This window comes from Methanobacterium sp. (assembly GCF_038562635.1).
Classification (GTDB): domain Archaea; phylum Methanobacteriota; class Methanobacteria; order Methanobacteriales; family Methanobacteriaceae; genus Methanobacterium_D.
The window spans coordinates 800,006-816,528 of the sequence record NZ_JBCFBO010000001.1 but is presented as its reverse complement, the minus strand read 5'-3'; the positions used below and the strand labels follow the sequence as shown (position 1 = coordinate 816,528).

At 33.3% G+C, this 16,523-nt stretch carries 14 protein-coding genes; 7 read left to right on the top strand and 7 right to left on the bottom strand.

The window, feature by feature from the left end; all coding sequences use genetic code 11:
* Positions 1-555 precede the first annotated feature (555 nt).
* The 4 genes from AAGU07_RS03935 to AAGU07_RS03920 all read right to left on the bottom strand — a co-directional run bounded on the left by AAGU07_RS03935 (position 556) and on the right by AAGU07_RS03920 (position 7,283).
* The gene (locus AAGU07_RS03935) at positions 556-4,542 is read right to left on the bottom strand and encodes a hypothetical protein (protein ID WP_342457899.1); all 3,987 of its coding nucleotides are present in this window, start codon (positions 4,540-4,542) and stop codon (positions 556-558) included.
* 792 nt (positions 4,543-5,334) lie between these two features.
* On the bottom strand, positions 5,335-5,778 hold the full coding sequence (locus AAGU07_RS03930) for a universal stress protein (RefSeq protein ID WP_048082345.1): 444 nt from the start codon (positions 5,776-5,778) through the stop codon (positions 5,335-5,337).
* A gap of 355 nt (positions 5,779-6,133) precedes the next feature.
* The gene (locus tag AAGU07_RS03925) at positions 6,134-6,559 is read right to left on the bottom strand and encodes a hypothetical protein (protein WP_069582695.1); all 426 of its coding nucleotides are present in this window, start codon (positions 6,557-6,559) and stop codon (positions 6,134-6,136) included.
* Positions 6,560-6,887: 328 nt separating this feature from the next.
* Positions 6,888-7,283: a HEAT repeat domain-containing protein gene (locus tag AAGU07_RS03920; protein WP_048082347.1), complete on the bottom strand. Its 396-nt coding sequence runs from the start codon at positions 7,281-7,283 to the stop codon at positions 6,888-6,890.
* Between the two features lie 596 nt (positions 7,284-7,879).
* On the opposite strand from AAGU07_RS03920, the gene AAGU07_RS03915 reads away from it, so the two are divergent.
* The 3 genes from AAGU07_RS03915 to AAGU07_RS03905 all read left to right on the top strand — a co-directional run bounded on the left by AAGU07_RS03915 (position 7,880) and on the right by AAGU07_RS03905 (position 9,487).
* A complete protein-coding gene (locus tag AAGU07_RS03915; RefSeq protein ID WP_342457898.1) occupies positions 7,880-8,056 on the top strand; it encodes a hypothetical protein in 177 nt (58 codons plus the stop codon).
* A 311-nt stretch (positions 8,057-8,367) separates the two neighbouring features.
* Complete coding sequence (locus AAGU07_RS03910; protein WP_342457897.1) at positions 8,368-8,574, top strand: histone family protein; 207 nt, start codon at positions 8,368-8,370, stop codon at positions 8,572-8,574.
* Between the two features lie 259 nt (positions 8,575-8,833).
* Positions 8,834-9,487 carry a stage II sporulation protein M gene (locus tag AAGU07_RS03905; RefSeq protein WP_342457896.1) on the top strand — a complete coding sequence of 218 codons (654 nt, stop codon included), beginning with the start codon at positions 8,834-8,836 and terminating at the stop codon, positions 9,485-9,487.
* 92 nt (positions 9,488-9,579) lie between these two features.
* Here AAGU07_RS03905 and AAGU07_RS03900 read toward each other — a convergent pair whose 3' ends face one another.
* A complete protein-coding gene (locus AAGU07_RS03900; RefSeq protein WP_342457895.1) occupies positions 9,580-10,038 on the bottom strand; it encodes a hypothetical protein in 459 nt (152 codons plus the stop codon).
* A gap of 513 nt (positions 10,039-10,551) precedes the next feature.
* Here AAGU07_RS03900 and AAGU07_RS03895 point away from each other — a divergent pair.
* The 3 genes from AAGU07_RS03895 to pyrF all read left to right on the top strand — a co-directional run bounded on the left by AAGU07_RS03895 (position 10,552) and on the right by pyrF (position 13,682).
* Positions 10,552-11,391, top strand: coding sequence for a protein translocase subunit SecF (locus tag AAGU07_RS03895; protein WP_342457894.1), 840 nt, complete (start codon positions 10,552-10,554; stop codon positions 11,389-11,391).
* Positions 11,391-12,614, top strand: coding sequence for a preprotein translocase subunit SecD (locus AAGU07_RS03890; protein WP_342457893.1), 1,224 nt, complete (start codon positions 11,391-11,393; stop codon positions 12,612-12,614). The genes AAGU07_RS03895 and AAGU07_RS03890 overlap by 1 nt, the downstream gene beginning before the upstream one ends.
* A gap of 417 nt (positions 12,615-13,031) precedes the next feature.
* The gene (gene pyrF, locus AAGU07_RS03885) at positions 13,032-13,682 is read left to right on the top strand and encodes an orotidine-5'-phosphate decarboxylase (protein WP_342457891.1); all 651 of its coding nucleotides are present in this window, start codon (positions 13,032-13,034) and stop codon (positions 13,680-13,682) included.
* Between the two features lie 153 nt (positions 13,683-13,835).
* Here pyrF and AAGU07_RS03880 read toward each other — a convergent pair whose 3' ends face one another.
* Positions 13,836-14,441: a hypothetical protein gene (locus AAGU07_RS03880; RefSeq protein WP_342457890.1), complete on the bottom strand. Its 606-nt coding sequence runs from the start codon at positions 14,439-14,441 to the stop codon at positions 13,836-13,838.
* Positions 14,442-15,179: 738 nt separating this feature from the next.
* Between AAGU07_RS03880 and AAGU07_RS03875 the strand changes: the two genes are divergently transcribed.
* Positions 15,180-15,374 carry a YHS domain-containing protein gene (locus tag AAGU07_RS03875; RefSeq protein ID WP_342457889.1) on the top strand — a complete coding sequence of 65 codons (195 nt, stop codon included), beginning with the start codon at positions 15,180-15,182 and terminating at the stop codon, positions 15,372-15,374.
* A 166-nt stretch (positions 15,375-15,540) separates the two neighbouring features.
* On the opposite strand, the gene AAGU07_RS03870 is transcribed toward AAGU07_RS03875, so the two are convergent.
* Positions 15,541-16,446, bottom strand: coding sequence for a deoxyhypusine synthase (locus tag AAGU07_RS03870; RefSeq protein WP_342459336.1), 906 nt, complete (start codon positions 16,444-16,446; stop codon positions 15,541-15,543).
* Positions 16,447-16,523: the final 77 nt, after the last annotated feature.

Here is a 16,523-nt window from a genome sequence, read left to right as displayed (position 1 = left end):
CTGAACAAGATTAGTATTATAATATATAAAGGGTAAATAGAGTCACTTTTTCTTAAATTTTATAGTGTAAAGAAAACTATTTAAGTATTTCCATAATAATTGATAAAAATTAAAATAAAATTGAATTTGTAAGGATCTCTCTAATCCAAATTAAAATATATAACAAATGAAAGTAGTTCCAAAACTGGAATAAAGTAGATATGTAGATATTAACTGTTTGAAGATATGCAATTGTACTAGTTAAAAATTGTTGAGTATACTCAAATCTTTGTGACTCCTTAAGTTGGGAAAATGGAATTATAGTGCATATTATTTGAATAACAAGTATAAATTATTACAAAAAATATTGGTTTTACCTAAGCATTACAATAAATTTACTCTAGTTGAATGTGCTCAATATGTAAGTAGATAATTAGAATCAGCTCCAAGAAACATTACATGATGTTTGATGACATATTTGGTCGTAGTAACAAAAGAATGAGATATAAATCAATATAATAAAAAAAGATAAAAAAAGGATGGAAATAGATTTTGTCACATTTACTATTTCCTATTTTATTTTTTTCTTGTGTTATTTGCAAAACCGGTTATCACCAGCAGTACACTTAACAGTAAAGGCATTATAGGAACACCAGCAGACTGCATTGGAACTTTTTGGTTTTGGGCGTTATTATTTGAATTTGATGATATTCCATGATTTCGATTGTACATTGATGCTGCGTGAACATTTACTACTTTTGATATTATTACCTTGGTTATGTGGATTATCACTACCTTATTTGGACGTACATGTACAGTTACACTAGCATTTTGACCGGGTATTGTTGCAGTGTTAACTATGTTTTTACCAGCTACAGAAGCTGTAGGGGTAACAAACAGTTGTAATGTCGCACTAGCACCGCTGGCGAGTGTTCCGACAGTCCATATTCCAGTAGCGCTGTTGTAAGTACCCTGGCTTGCAGTGTAACTGTTAAAGGTTAAACCAGCAGGTATTACATCAGTTACCTGAACATTGTTGGCAGTACCTGAACCATTATTCTTTACAGTTATGGTATAACTGAACTGCTGACCTACGGTAGGTGTAAGGTTGCTTGCGGTTTTGGTTAGTGTCACATTAGACACAGGAGTTGTAGATACAACTACTGGTGCGTTGACTATTTGTCCTGGTGATGTTGCAGTGTTAATTACAGTTGTTCCTGCTACAGAAGCTGTAGGGGTAACAAACAGTTGTAGTACTGCGCTAGCACCGCTGGCGAGTGTTCCGACAGTCCATATTCCTGTGGCGCTGTTGTAAGTACCCTGGCTTGCAGTGTAACTGTTAAAGGTTAAACCAGCAGGTATTACATCAGTTACCTGAACATTGTTAGCAGTACCTGGACCGTTGTTAGTTGCAGTTACAGTGTAACTGAACTGCTGACCCACAGTAGGTGTAAGGTTGCTTGCGGTTTTGTTTAGTGTCACATTAGACACAGGAGTTACCGGAACAACAACTGTTGCGGTAGCTATTTGTCCTGGTGATGTTGCAGTGTTAACTATACTTGTACCGGCTGCAGCTGCTGTAGGTGTAACGAACAGTTGTAGTACTGCGCTAGCACCGCTGGCGAGTGTTCCGACAGTCCATATTCCTGTGGCGCTGTTGTAAGTACCTTGGCTTGCGGTGTAACTGTTAAAGGTTAAACCAGCAGGTATTACATCAGTTACCTGAACATTGTTAGCAGTACCTGGGCCGTTGTTGGTTGCAGTTACGGTGTAACTGAACTGCTGACCCACAGCAGGTGCAAGGTTACTTGCAGTCTTTGTCAAAGTCACATTAGACACAGGAGTTACCGGAACAACTACAGTTGCGGTAGCTATTTGTCCTGGTGATGTTGCAGTGTTAACTATACTTGTACCGGCTGCAGCTGCTGTAGGTGTGACAAACAGTTGTAGTACTGCGCTAGCACCGCTGGCGAGTGTTCCGACAGTCCATATTCCTGTGGCGCTGTTGTAAGTACCTTGGCTTGCGGTGTAACTGTTAAAGGTTAGACCAGCAGGTATTACATCAGTCACTTGAACATTGTTAGCAGTACCTGGGCCGTTGTTGGTTGCAGTTACGGTGTAACTGAACTGTTGACCTACAGCAGGTGTAAGGTTGCTTGCGGTTTTGGTTAGTGTCACATTAGACACAGGAGTTGTAGGTACAACTACAGTTGCACTGGCATTTTGTCCTGATGTTGATGCAGTGTTAACTATGGTTGTTCCGCTTGCAGCTGCTGTAGGTGTGACGAACAGTTGTAGTACTGCGCTAGCACCGCTGGCGAGTGTTCCGACAGTCCATATTCCAGTAGCACTGTTGTAAGTACCTTGACTTGCGGTGTAACTGTTAAAGGTTAAACCAGCAGGTATTACATCAGTTACCTGAACATTGTTAGCAGTACCTGGGCCGTTGTTGGTTGCAGTTACGGTGTAACTGAACTGCTGGCCCACATTAGGCAAGCTGTTACTTGCGGTTTTAGTTATTGTCACATTAGATACAGCTGCAGGTATAGATACGGTTACATTAGTAGTTTGGTTTGTGTTTATTAACGTTGCATTTTTAGTCACGTTCATACCGGCTAAAGAAGCGGTAGGTGTAACAGTCAGTTGTAATACTGCACTAGCACCACTAGCAAGGGGTCCAACGTTCCATATTTCAGTAGCATTGTTATAAGTACCTTGGCTTGCTGCGTAACCGTTAAAGGTTAAACCAGCAGGTATACCATCAGCTACCTGAACATCTGTAGCTGTATCAGGCCCGTTGTTAGTTACAGTTATGGTGTAAGTGAACGGTTGACCTACGTTAGGTGCACTGTTACTGGCTGTAATGGTTATACCCATAGTATAATTCAAGAAGCCTGATGTATCTAATGTACCTATACCAATTTGTACAGCATCTCCTGGTGATGGTCCAGTACCAACTCCCCACCAATTACGCCTAGCATCTACTGTTCCGGTATTATTTATGAAACTTACGGTTATTACGTTGCCGTTTTGGGTTGTTTCTACATTATTGACGATATCTCTACCTGTTGTTGCGTTGTTGCCCACAAGTACATTATCGGTTGTTGTTGCTGTAGCATCATTATTTAATGTGGTACGTGTGAGTGTGCTGGTAGTTACAGTTGATGTTGCATCGTTGTAGATAGCTCCACCAGCCAATGCAGAGTTGCCTGCTATAGTATTAAACCTTGCGGTTATTGTTGCGTCATTATTTATGGTGTAGTCTGTGAATGTACTGGCAGATACAGATGTTCTTGCGCCGTTGTAGATGGCTCCACCATTCTGTGTTGCGGTGTTGCCTATTATGACGCTGTTAGTTACTGTTACTGTTCCGCTATTAAGTGCGGTTGTACCTGTTGTGGCAGTTCCAGTAAGTGTGCTTTGAGCTGTATTTAAGGTTGCAAGGTTACTAATGGCTCCACCATTATTTGCCCTGTTACCTATAAATGTGCTGCCAGATATTGTTGCTGTTCCACCATTCTGTGTTACGACTGCACGTGTGAGTGTGCTAAAACCTACTACGTTAAATGTTGCATCGTTTGCGATAGCCCCACCATTCTGTGTTGCGGTGTTGTTTAGGAATGTGCTGTTGTTTACGTTTAATACTCCACCATTCTGTGTTATGGTGTAATCAGTGAGTGTGGTACTAGTGCTTATGTTTATGGTTCCAGCGTTGTAGATGGCCCCACCATTTTGTGCACTGTTGTTTGTGAATGTGCTGTTGTTTACGGTTAAATTTCCACCATTATTTGTTACGGTTTCACTTGTACGTGTGGTTGAGACATAATTCAATGTTCCATCATTGTAGATGGCTCCACCATTCTGTGTTGCAGTGTTGTTAGCAAATGTGCTGTTGTTTACGGTTAATGTCCCGTTATTGTAGATAGCTCCACCATTCATTCCATTCCCGTTAATGATTATTAGATTTTGCATGTTGACTGTTGTGCCGTTGCCGATTATAAATACGGTTCCTAAATTTTGACCGTCTATAGTGGCATGGCCGTTGTTAAATACGTCAAAATTCAGATTTTTGTTAACAACAAGACCATGTTCTTGAAAGGTTGCCCCGTCCTCAAGCATTATGGTGTCACCGCTTTGAGCATCAGTAATAGCTGCTGCGATTGTGGGATAAACATATCCTGGAGGATTTCCTCCACGAGCAACCGGCACTCCTCCATTATAGATCTGTGGATCTTTTGAAGTTTGATTAATTCCAGAATTTGAAGAATTAGATAAGTTATTAGAATTTGAAGAATTAGATGATTTATTAGAATTTGAGGTATTAATATCCGACGTGGATTGAACTGCCGTATTTGAATCCTCTAAACTTGAATTAACCTCAGTTAAATTGTTTGAGGTAACTGCTGTGTTATTAGATGTTCCCTGAGCAGCTGCAACATCACTGACAGCGAACGAAAATACTAAAACCAGGCTTAAAAGCAGTAATGGAACCATGACCTTAGCTTTATTGTGCCCATTAATGGATTTAAAATTGTCTTTTTTTGTAATTGTTTGTTTTTTCATCTTTTTCACCTCCTTTATACTCATTTTAGCTTTATTATATTCATTAATATGTTTAAAATTGTCTTTCTTTGTAATCGTTTGTTTTCTAATCTTTTTCACCTCCTTTATATTTTTTTTAAGATATTTAATATGTTATAAATTCAAAATAATCGTTAAATCGCGTCAAATAGCTATAATTTCAAAAATATTTGTAATAAATAAATAATTAAAAAATTATTCATGAAAATATAGCCTATTAGTTATTTTTATGCTGTTTACAGCAAAATATTGCGTAATAAAATATTTCATATCTAGTATTATATTAATAACTTTTTAATTAATAAAATTTTTGATTATTTTATTCAAAACGAATATACTAACAATTTTAATGTAACTTATAAAATAATTATTAAATGCTGTAAAAAATAAATTAAAATTAAACATTTTGATAGAAATTAAACAGTTTTAAAGTATGTAAATCTTATTTATAGTAATAATAACCATACATTGTTGCATATAACAATTTTTATAACTACTTAGTATTCCTTGACAAAATAGACAACATTTTTTGAAATATCCAAAAAATTATCACTATCATTTGCTCATAATTCAAAAGAAAAGTTTATTTTATGATTAAATTGTTTTATTTTATTCTATTTTTGGAAAATGAAACGTAAAGGCATTAATAAACCTTATTCTTTTGTATAATACCTTTTAAATGGCATATATTCATATAAATTTATGGCTTTAAAATCAAAAGTTTAAAACTATAAAAATTAGTAATAATTTTAAAATACTTTTTTAATTGGAATTTTAGCGTACTACTAGTACGGGGCAGGATGCGGTTCTTACTACTCTTTCTGCTACGCTTCCAAGTAAAAACCTGTCCATTCCATGTTTTCCTGAAGTGCCCATAACAACTAGATCTATATTTTCTTTATCAACAATTTTACGAATTGTATGGGCAGGATGGCCTTCTTTGCTCATGAAAACTAATTTTATTTCAATGTTATATTTTTCTTTATATTTTAATAAAATATCCTGAACTGCGTTAAAGTAGTTCTTTTCCTCATTTTTTAACAGTTCTTTAACTTTTGATATGGATTCTTTTGATGGTAATCCAGTAAATATAGATGTATCAATTACATGTAATACTATAAGTTCTGCATTACTCATAATTGCAATCCATATAGCCTGTTCTGCAGCTTTATGAGCGGGTTGCGAACCATCTGTTGGCAATAATATTTTTTTATACATTCAGTTCACCTTTAATCTTTATTAATTTTATAATTTTAGTTTATATTAATATTTATGAACATAATACTATTAGTATTGTGGCAACATTCATTTCAATTCTTAATTTAATAAGAAATGGACTAAGGAGCAGTTGCAATAATATCTACTTACCGCCATTTTTCAAAACTCCAGAAATCATGACATAATTAACCCTATTTTTACATATACTGAATTAAAAACAGTATGAAGTTATGTAATTAAAACAATGCTAATTTTTACTATTCCAATTATAAAATTCTTCATTGAAATTATTTGAACTTACAAAAAAAGCCCATATTACTCGAAATCCATGAAATTCCGATTATTTTTATTTTACTTATCTTTTGATAGGTGTTAACCATTCAATTACTTTATCTGCGATATCTTCAGAAATATCTTTAATCAAGTCTTTTTCACTCCAACCACATACTTCTGCTTCATCAATATCGCCAACTATGTCTTCTACACGTTCTTGATCACTGTAGGTTCCTATTTCAGATTCACAAAAACTAAAACTTTTGTCATGATTTTCAAATAGAACATCCCATGTCTGTGAATCTCTAAGCTCCCAAAACCAATAATAGTTTTTAACAGTTTCTTCTTCAGGATCTTGCTTATCAGTTACCTCTTCTTCTTCATAACCAATTATCAGTACTTTATTATTATCTAAATAGATATGTTTCTCCCAAACATCTTTATTTGTTTGCATCCGCTCCAATTTTACTTTTTCTATCATATCTACAAGTTCTTTTTTGTCAATCATTTCTAACTCTCCTAAAATTAAAATATTATGGAAGTTGAACATGATAATTGCATTATTCTATTTAGGGTAAATATCTAAAAGTGAACTGTTTTGAGATGATTAAAAGAATTTAAATGAAATTAGGAATGATCATAAGTTCTCGTTCTAACGATATTATCTCGATTTTTAATTATTTTTTTTATATTTTATAGTTAAAAGATTTAGTTTTTCCTAATTCCTGTACTTCCAATTAAATTTTTTAATTGAACTTTATTTATCCTATAACGATTATATGGTGGTGTTCATTACTAAAGCCTTTTATTTTTGTTGATATATTATATATGGCAGATTATTGTCGTTCTTTTACTGAATTTAAAGCCAGCTGGGCAACTTTCCTTACAACCTGACTTTCGTCTTCTAACGCTTTTTCAAGCGGTTCTATTGCTCGATTATCCCCTACTCCCGAAAGACCTATTGCTGCAGCATATCTAACACTAGCTTTTCTATCGTTCAGTAATTCAATCAATGGTTCAATAGTTTTAGTATCTTCATAAACAGCTAATGAAAGAGCTGCAGCTTCTCTAACATGAGAATCTTCATCTTTTAATGCTTTAATTAGGGGATCTACGGCTCTGGGGTCTGCTAATTCTGCAAGAAGTTCAGCAGCATCTTCCCTTCTACTCCTCTCTCCATTTTCTAGTTCTTTTACCAGATAATCTAAATCTCTTCTTTCTGATTCAACCATGTAATTCCTCCTTAAATTATAATTTTGTTGCAAGAACTTTAAATAACTTATTCATTTTTCATTCTTTTTTATCATTCTCAACTTCTTTGATAGAGTGACCACTTACCATTGATTCAGACTATAAACAAATATCTCATTTAAACATACTAAAAATAGAATAAATTTGGAGTTTTATCAAGATATTATGAGTGCGAATATAAAGAATGCGAAGAACCTAATGGATGTAGAAAAAGTATTTTTCAAAAAGTAAAATAAATAGTAAAACAGATAAAAATAAAAAAGAAGTTATTTATTCAATATAAACCTTTAATTAATTTAATTTATTATGTAATTGTCTTTATAACGTTTAATTATTATACAGTTGGTTAAAGACTAAACATGGGCTTTAAATATCCTTATTAATATTAAATTTTAGATTAAAATTTAAGATGTAATTCAGTTTATACTCATGGGTTCTGGAATTAAGTCCTATCTCAAAAATAATATATTCTATCTATAAATTAACTTCTCATGAAAGCTTATGGTGCTAATTTTAAAATAGATATCCGCAGTATGTAAAAACGCTTACTTTTTCTAAAGTATACTTGAGAGATTATATGAAGTTTCCTGTTTTTGACCATTTCGCTGGTAACCTGCAGATAAACTCAATACTATTTAAAAAATGGTATGAAATATCTAATTTAAAAAACGAGGGGCACCTGTTTGAAATGATCATTGCAGAAATGAGTCAAGAAACTGGATTTCTATTAGTTATAGGGATAGTTATTGCTTAAACAAGGATAAATATATAAAACTGGAAGACGGTGTATGTTTAAACAAGGCTCCACAATATGATTTAGGTTGAGTTAGAAAGTATTGTGAAGAATTTGAATTTCTCTAAGTAAAATTAATTATATTCCTGTCCTAAAATTTTCAAGTTGTGTTAATAATTAATACTTTATTAATTGATGCCAAAAAATTGAATTAATTTATTTTAAGTGAGTAAAAAGCACATAATTTTTAAAATTATTAGATAATAAAACCATAAATTTATATAAGGTTATTTATACACAGTATATTGGTAAAATAACGGAGGCGGTCATTTATGACAGAATTACCATTTGCTCCAGTAAGTAGAATAATAAAAAATGCTGGTGCACAGAGAGTTAGTGAAGATGCAACAGAATCTTTAACAAAAGTGTTAGAAGAAAAAGGCGAAGAAATAGCTTTAGCAGCTGTTAAACTTGCAAAGCACGCTGGAAGAAAAACAGTCAAAGCAGCAGATATTGAATTAGCTATTAAAAGTTTATAACTTTTTATTAGCTTAAGAGAATCTTTTTTGCCTCTAACATAAAACGTGTTAAAGGCTTTTTTATATTTTTTTAGTCTAAGTTTTTTATTCTTTTTTAATTTTACATATTTTTACCGCATATTTGCCAAAAAATAACTCACTTTTCCTCTACATTTAGTAAAATTTATAAGTATGTGTTTATCTACATTAATGATGGTATGTAATATTTATGAAATAATATTCATAATTTATGATGTAAATAAAGAAGGAGAAACATTAAATGTCCATATCAATTTTTAATAATAAGTCTTTAAGTAAATATAATATTTTTAGGGGTGTTTTTAAGCGAAATAAGAAGATTTTAACTGTTTCAGTTATTATATTCTGTGCATCTTTTTTTATTGGTGTACTTGCAGGCTACTTTTTACCTGATGGTGTTGGGTATTTCCTTACACTACTTTCTAATACAATTAACAGTGCAGTTGATATATCCACTGCTTCCATTTTCATACACAATGTTAGAACTGCCTTTATGATTTATGCCGGTGGAATTATTGGAATAGTTACTGCAGGATTATTGTCTCTTAACGGGTTCATTTTAGGGGCTTTTTTAGGATATTTTATGGGCGGCGGCGCTATTAATCATAACACTGTTAGCCCTCTAGTTTTTATGAGTTATATAGTACCTCACGGCATATTTGAAATTCCGGCACTTATTATAGCTAGTGCTGCAGGTTTCAGGCTCACAACTATAATCGCTGATTTAATAAACAGCTTGAGAGGAAAAACATATGTAAATAACGATTATCTGAAATTTAAGGATTCCATAGCTTTACTTTTAATTGCAGTAATTTTATTTGCAGTTGCGGCAGTTATTGAAGCTAACTTTACTGGACCAATAGGAAATTACATCACAGGGTTAAATTTCCATTAAATACTTTTTTTATTTAATTGATGCATACCTATAAAAATATGTTAAAAAGATTTTTTAGTGCTAAATATCTAAAAAGCAATAAATCAGTTAACTTAATGTTTTATTGCATTAGAAGTTACAGTTCCACTGCTACTTCCAGAACCCGATCCGCTGCCGCCAATTATTACGTTTTGCCCCAGCATTGATGGCCTGACTACTCTCCAGTAGTATTGTGCAGCAGTTCTTTTTTCGGGAGTATAATATGTAATTGCCCATTTTTTGTTGTAAAACTCACGAACTTGTAATATGTATTTACTTTCCTTTCTAAGGGTAGTGGTCATAGTCCGTGTTTTCTGCCCTTTGAACTTTACATAAACATTTATTTTTACATAACTTGTTTTGTACTGGTATGTTTTCCATGAATAGATAAAATAATAATTATTTGGCCCATTAATTTTATATGAACCATGATCTACTTGTTTTATGCTGGCTGCAGAAGCTGGTTCTGCCAGTTGAAGCCCAAAAACAAACATTGAAAGTATTGCGGTTATCAACAAAATATTTTTTCTCATTTTATATCCCCTTATCAATTTTTTGTATCAAATTATGTTAATAACTGTTAATTATGATTTATATAATTTTACATATCGTTCATGTGCAAAAAATCATATTTGAAAGCTTTTATAAGTTTTTAGTAAATTTTAAGGTATTTTATTAGGTAATCTGTTACTATTTTAGGTCAATAATTTAAAAATCATATTTTAAAAGCTATTTTTTAAATTCACTCCTTAATTTATGCATTATTTGCTGCTGTTTGCGGTATATTATCTGGTGTTAATTTTACTTTTATTGTGTTGGATTTAATTGTTTTTGAGTATAAAAAAATAGGTTGTATTTTACTTTTTTATGTAAACTTATGATGGTTAGTATTAGAGAAATCAACTTATGCACGAACTTTTTCGATGCAAAATATATAAAATAATTAATATAAAAATTAAAATAAGTAATAATTTTGGGGATTTAACATCTGTTAAGTATAGTTAGATCTGTTGTTTAATATTGTAAAACTTATTTATGGTGCTTTAATGAAAATTGAAAAACTTATGGAATCTTACAAGCCATTAATAGCGATTCCTGTAATTATTACCTTAATAGCAGTGGTAATTTTGGCAGTGAATGGTTTAAATTATGGTGTGGAACTAAGGGGAGGTACAATAGCTGATCTTCAGCTTCAAGAACCAGTAAGCCAAACTCAACTAGAGACTATAATAAGTAGCGGGTTGGGAACAAATGATGTGAGTGTTCAATTAGTTGGTTCTAATCAGTCTACAGTTGAAATTGGTGGGGAAGTAAATCCGGGTATTTTAAGGAATACATTAAATGGAACAGCATCTATACTGGGTTTTAGATCTGTTGGGCCCGTTTTAAGTGCTGAGGCGTTGAATCAAATTTTTTGGGCAATACTTTTTGCATTTATATTCATGGCAGTGACTGTATTTGTAGTATTTAGAAACTTCGTACCTTCTATAGCAGTTATTCTTGCTGCATTGTCTGATATTATTATAGCAGCTGGTGGAATGTCCCTGTTTGGAATACCTCTTTCACTGGCATCAGTAGGTGCTTTACTTTTACTCATTGGGTACAGTGTGGATACAGATATTTTGCTTACCACGCGTGTATTGAGGCGTAGGGAAGGAACTGTTACAGAAAGAGCGGTTGATGCTATGAAAACAGGTTTAACAATGGCAGTTACTTCCATTAGTGCAATGGCAACTCTTTATATTGTTGTTGTTTTATTAATTCCATCTGCAGAGGTACTGGCAGATATTGCAGCAGTTCTTATAATAGGTCTTGCTGCAGATGTGCTTGTAACCTGGTTAATGAACCTTGGAATACTGAGATGGTACCTGGAGCGTGGACGTTAATGAGCGAAATTACAGACTTTTTAAAAGATTATAGGGTTATATTACTCATTGTGCTGGCTATAGGCAGTATTATTTCAATTTCAGTATTAGGTATACAGCAGGGGCTGGATTTAGAAGGTGGATCAGTCATACAAATTCATTTAGAACATCCTGTTGACTCGGATACGATGAATACTGTCGTAACAGTCCTTGACAGGCGGCTTAACATATTTGGCGTGAGGGACGTTAATGTGAGGGCTAGTGGAGATCAGGATGTAATTGTTGAAATAGCGGGAGTAAGGCCGGAAGAAGTTACAAATATAGTTGGGACTCCTGGTGCATTTGAGGCCAGAATAGATAACCAGACTGCACTTACAGGGACAGATATAACAAATGTCCGCCCATACCAGGTTACTGGAACTCAGTGGAGTGTACCATTTACTGTATCGACTGCAGGTGCTAATCGTTTTGCACAGGTTGCACAAGGTAAGGCTGGACAACCCGTGGAAATGTATCTTGATAATCAATTGGTTTCATCCCCCGTTTTAAGCGAAGGCCTTGCAACAGGGACGCCTACAACAGAGGTTGAAGTCTCAGGAACGGCAGAAACCAGAGAAGCTGCTGAAAATGAAGCCAGGAACATACAAGCAGTGCTTCAATCTGGGGCTTTACCAGTAAAGGTTAGTGTTGCTGGAGTTAGCAGTGTTTCAGCTGAACTGGGAGACCAGTTTAGAACAGGAGCGTTGGTTGCAGGTTTACTTGCAGTTATAGTGGTGTCTATTATCATATTTTTACGTTACAGAATTCCTTTGCTTGTAATCCCAATAATACTCACAAGTCTTGTGGAATTACTTTTAATTCTTGGAGTAGCGTCTATAATAAGGTGGAATATAGATTTACCGGCTATTGCAGGTATTATTGCAGCTATAGGTACGGGGGTAGATGACCAGTTAATCATCACTGATGAAGTTTTAAAGAAAAAAGGATCAAAAGAAAGCAAAGAATCCAAAAGAAGAAGTGCCACTATGAGAATGAGGATTAAAGGGGCATTTTTCATAGTCTTTACATCTGCTGCTACCCTCATCGCTGCCATGCTTCCACTGGCATATATAGGATTCAGCAGAGGCTATGCTGGAATCGGAATCCTGGCAGGTTTTGCATTCACTACCATTATAGGAGTACTTATAGGAATTTTTATCACAAGGCCTGTATATGCAAAATTCATAGAGAGATTTATCCAGTAAACAGTCAGGAATCTCTTCTTGAATGCATCTGTTTTGGGTTATCCTCTATTAAGTGATTTTGCATTATGCATCAGTTGGAAAAATTGACAAAAGGAGATATTATTTAACACGTCATGTATTAAAAGGTAAAATTTATTAATAAGTACAAACTTATTATTAATTAGACCACTGAACTTTCCTGGACACTGATGTCTCCTTTCAGTGTCCGGGATATATTACCTGTTTAAATGAACTTTTTTATTAAAATTTTAAACCACAATTGTGTTAATTTTTAAATTTTGAATTAAGGATTAACAAGTTATTCACTTAATAAGTGATCAACTTACGCAGTGTGGGATGTAAATGCAGATGAGAAACTAATTTAAATGTATTTGGCTAATTGGAAAATCATTTAAACTAGTCTCATATACTAAAATTATGGAAGTTGAAAATGATATAATTTTAGCTCTTGATGTTTTAAATATGACAGAAGCACTTAGGATTGTTGAAAGTGTTTCAGACTACTTAAATACAATTAAAATAGGTTATCCTCTGGTTTTAAGTGAGGGACTTCAGTCTATAACAGCCATTAAAGAAGAATTTAACTGCAGCATAATCGCGGATTTTAAAGTTGCAGATATACCTGCAACTAATCGAAAAATAGCAGATGTTACATTTGAGGCGGGAACAGATGCGATAATTGTCCATGGATTTGTTGGTGATGACAGCGCACTTGCATGCATGAACTCTGCAGAAAAGTATGGTAAAGACGTGTTTCTTTTAACTGAAATGTCCCATCCTGGCGCTTCCATGTTCCTGCAGCAGCATGCAGAAGACATCGCAAAAATGGGTGTGGATCTGGGAATCACTAATTTTGTAGGGCCTTCAACTAAACTGGACCGCCTTGAAAAGATCAGGTCTGTTATAGAAAAGGATTCATTTTTAATATCTCCTGGAGTTGGGACTCAGGGAGGAGACCCTAAAGATACATTAAAATTTGCAGATGCCCTTATTGTTGGAAGATCTATCTACTTATCAGAAGATCCTAAAAAAGCTGTAGAGGATATAATTCGGAGCATTAAATCTTAATTATCTTATTTTTTTTTGTTTTATGTTTATTTTGAATTTTTAAACATGTTATATGTTTTATAGATAATTGTAAATGGTTTATCTGCCTATCAGAAGACCCTAAAGTGTGAAAGATATAATTCGAAACATTGATAATTATCTTATTTTTTTAATTTAACTGCTCTTATTAAGGTTCCCGATCACGCTGTAAACTTTATCGTAAATAGCATCGAATTTTAAACCAGCAAATTCATAGGATATCTCAAACAGCAGGAAATATAAAAAGGTCTGAATTCCTAAGAAGTAAATTCCATAGATTTTAAAGCCGGGATAAAAGCTCTGAATAACTCCAAGTACTGCAAGTACTAAAATCGCTGTTTTAAGGGCAAATCTGTACTCAAAAAATATTTTTAGTATCTTGCTTTTTTCATAAATTCTTTTGTTATCGTTGCCTATTTCATCTATATAAGCTGCAATTGTGCATATGGCTAATGTGCCTATTCCAATTGCAGGAAAACCTAATAAAAAAACAATTACAACAAATATAAGTGCTGTAACTATGTGGTTAATACAGTTCACTTTTTTTGAAAGGAAAGTGCCAATGAAAACTCCAAAGAAGATATATGCAGCGTCTACACTAATTGTAACTAAGTATCCTAACATTAATCCGCATAAAATCCCTGCAAGTATTCCAAGGACCATGTTATTTTTTTTATCATGCATATCATCTGATATTTTCATAAAAAATCCAGATAAAGCGTAAAGGGGTATCTCTAACATAAAAATCACTGGTTAAATAATTAAAGGTAGAAAATTTTTTATTATACATTTAAAAGTTTTTATAAACTTAATAATAGATTAAAAAAACATTAAGTTGGTATTTTGAATTATTTTAATTAAAATGTAAAATTTTCTGTGGTAATTCAACAAACTATCAAATATTATCTTTGAGTTTAAAGTAATTTAAGTTTTTGTAGATATGTAATTTAATAATTATTTACAAAAAATTATTATATTAAGAAAAACATAACAGGTATCATATAATAAAAGGGGGGTGGTCATAGGACGGTAAAGAAAAACCGGTATTATGAGTACACTTATGTCCATCTTACCAAAAATGCATAAAAAAGCTTTAAAACATGTAATGCAGACTTGAAGATGCTTGTAGAAAAAATGTACATTTATTTTCCAAAAATTCAGTAATACCTGTAAATACTTCTTGAGAGGATGGATCATACAATAAAACCGAAAACTATTTTTTTGTTTTTACATTACTTAATTATAAGCCGTTAAAATTGGAAGTTTCCATGTGAAAATTCTACGAATTTTCGGACATGTAAAAACCAAAGATTTTTGGTGTAGAAAAACTTTCGAAATCAAAGATTTCGAATGCACAAAAACTTAATGTTTTTGCACGTTTCGTTTTTCTAACTTTCAGTTTTGCAAACATTGAAAATCAAAGATTTTCAATAGCTTCGTAGCATCCAAAATTTTAAATTTTTAATAGGTGGTGTAAAAATGGGTTTAGATCTTGAAAAAGAAATGACAGCAGACACCATAATGAGTGTGTTTGTAGATCCCGTATTTAAAAAAGAAGTTGATCCAAGTACTGCTAAACACGTGGCAGGATATGATGGTAAAACATATTATTTCTGTTCACTTTGCAGTAAAAAGCTCTTTCTGGAACATCCAGAAAGGTATGTTGAAAGTTAATCTCAGTTAGATTAACTCGTATCAAAAAATAGGCGTAATTTACGTCTATTTTAATTAATTTTTTAGCTAATTAGTGGATTCCATTTAAAAATTTGTTTATATCCACAATTGTAAGTAATAAACTCATTTTAATGAATAACTATTTCACTGTAATTGTTTTATATGGTCAGCGTGCTATAATTTCCCTTGCACCTGCAACCATCATTGGAAAGATTATAGTCACATCCCCAATTACAGTTACAAGGTTAGAACCAGCCTTTGCCTTTGCCCAGGATTTTGCTTCTTCTAAAGGTGCTCCACTTAAACTCCCAGTTTCACTCCTATCCATAGTTACCTGAATAGCTGCATCTACTCCTCCTTTAAGGAGGTTGGATGCAAGGGCATAGTGTTTAGGTAAACCTCCCCCAAGGAGCACAGTTGTTACCTTTTTAGCATCAAATACAATATCTGAAAGCTCATGCATGTCTCCAACAGCATCAAGGTGAAGTTCTTTATCCTGGGTAAACATCCAGAGCTGAAGGCCAAGCATGCTGTCGATTATACCAGGTGCATAAATTGGAACGCCTTTTTCGGCCGCTATTTTAAGTATTGAATTTTCATCTTCAATCATGTTTCCAATTTCAAACAGGAACTCTCTAATTGAAATGATTTTCTTTTTTTCTGCAATTTTACTTAGAATTTCGCTGATCTTTTCCTCAAATACTTCAAAATCATGTGATTTAGTGTAAACATCCCCAATTCTTCCCATTCCATGCTTCTGCAACTCTTCATCATCGGCACTGATACCTCTGTAGTGTCCCCCGCCGAAGGATTCAACCAGATCATGGGTTATATTAGCCCCGCTTGTTATTAAAACATCTACAAAGCCGTCATTTATAAGATCAAAAATTATTTTTCGAAGTCCCCCTGGTACCAGAGGGCCTGCAACACTTAAAAAAATTGATGTGTCTTCATCTTTAATTGAATCTGCAAATAATTGTGTAGCTTTAGATACTCTGCCCGCGCCTAAAACTCCTGATTTTCCCATTTCTTCTATTAAATCAAGAACGCTCATGTTTTCTTTGACTTCCATGTGTTGAATTTTCAAGTTTTCACATCCCTAATCAATCAAATTAAAAATAATTAAAATTAAAAATAATTATTTAAATT

Bases quoted from the DNA above. Each gene is read 5' to 3' on its own strand.
- AAGU07_RS03875 (WP_342457889.1), top strand. From the start codon at position 15,180: ATGGGTTTAGATCTTGAAAAAGAAATGACAGCAGACACCATAATGAGT.
- pyrF (WP_342457891.1), top strand. From the start codon at position 13,032: ATGGAAGTTGAAAATGATATAATTTTAGCTCTTGATGTTTTAAATATG.
- AAGU07_RS03915 (WP_342457898.1), top strand. From the start codon at position 7,880: ATGAAGTTTCCTGTTTTTGACCATTTCGCTGGTAACCTGCAGATAAAC.
- AAGU07_RS03935 (WP_342457899.1), bottom strand. From the start codon at position 4,542: ATGAAAAAACAAACAATTACAAAAAAAGACAATTTTAAATCCATTAAT.
- AAGU07_RS03890 (WP_342457893.1), top strand. From the start codon at position 11,391: ATGAGCGAAATTACAGACTTTTTAAAAGATTATAGGGTTATATTACTC.
- AAGU07_RS03895 (WP_342457894.1), top strand. From the start codon at position 10,552: ATGAAAATTGAAAAACTTATGGAATCTTACAAGCCATTAATAGCGATT.
- AAGU07_RS03900 (WP_342457895.1), bottom strand. From the start codon at position 10,038: ATGAGAAAAAATATTTTGTTGATAACCGCAATACTTTCAATGTTTGTT.
- AAGU07_RS03910 (WP_342457897.1), top strand. From the start codon at position 8,368: ATGACAGAATTACCATTTGCTCCAGTAAGTAGAATAATAAAAAATGCT.
- AAGU07_RS03870 (WP_342459336.1), bottom strand. From the start codon at position 16,446: ATGGAAGTCAAAGAAAACATGAGCGTTCTTGATTTAATAGAAGAAATG.
- AAGU07_RS03925 (WP_069582695.1), bottom strand. From the start codon at position 6,559: ATGATTGACAAAAAAGAACTTGTAGATATGATAGAAAAAGTAAAATTG.
- AAGU07_RS03930 (WP_048082345.1), bottom strand. From the start codon at position 5,778: ATGTATAAAAAAATATTATTGCCAACAGATGGTTCGCAACCCGCTCAT.
- AAGU07_RS03905 (WP_342457896.1), top strand. From the start codon at position 8,834: ATGTCCATATCAATTTTTAATAATAAGTCTTTAAGTAAATATAATATT.
- AAGU07_RS03880 (WP_342457890.1), bottom strand. From the start codon at position 14,441: ATGTTAGAGATACCCCTTTACGCTTTATCTGGATTTTTTATGAAAATA.
- AAGU07_RS03920 (WP_048082347.1), bottom strand. From the start codon at position 7,283: ATGGTTGAATCAGAAAGAAGAGATTTAGATTATCTGGTAAAAGAACTA.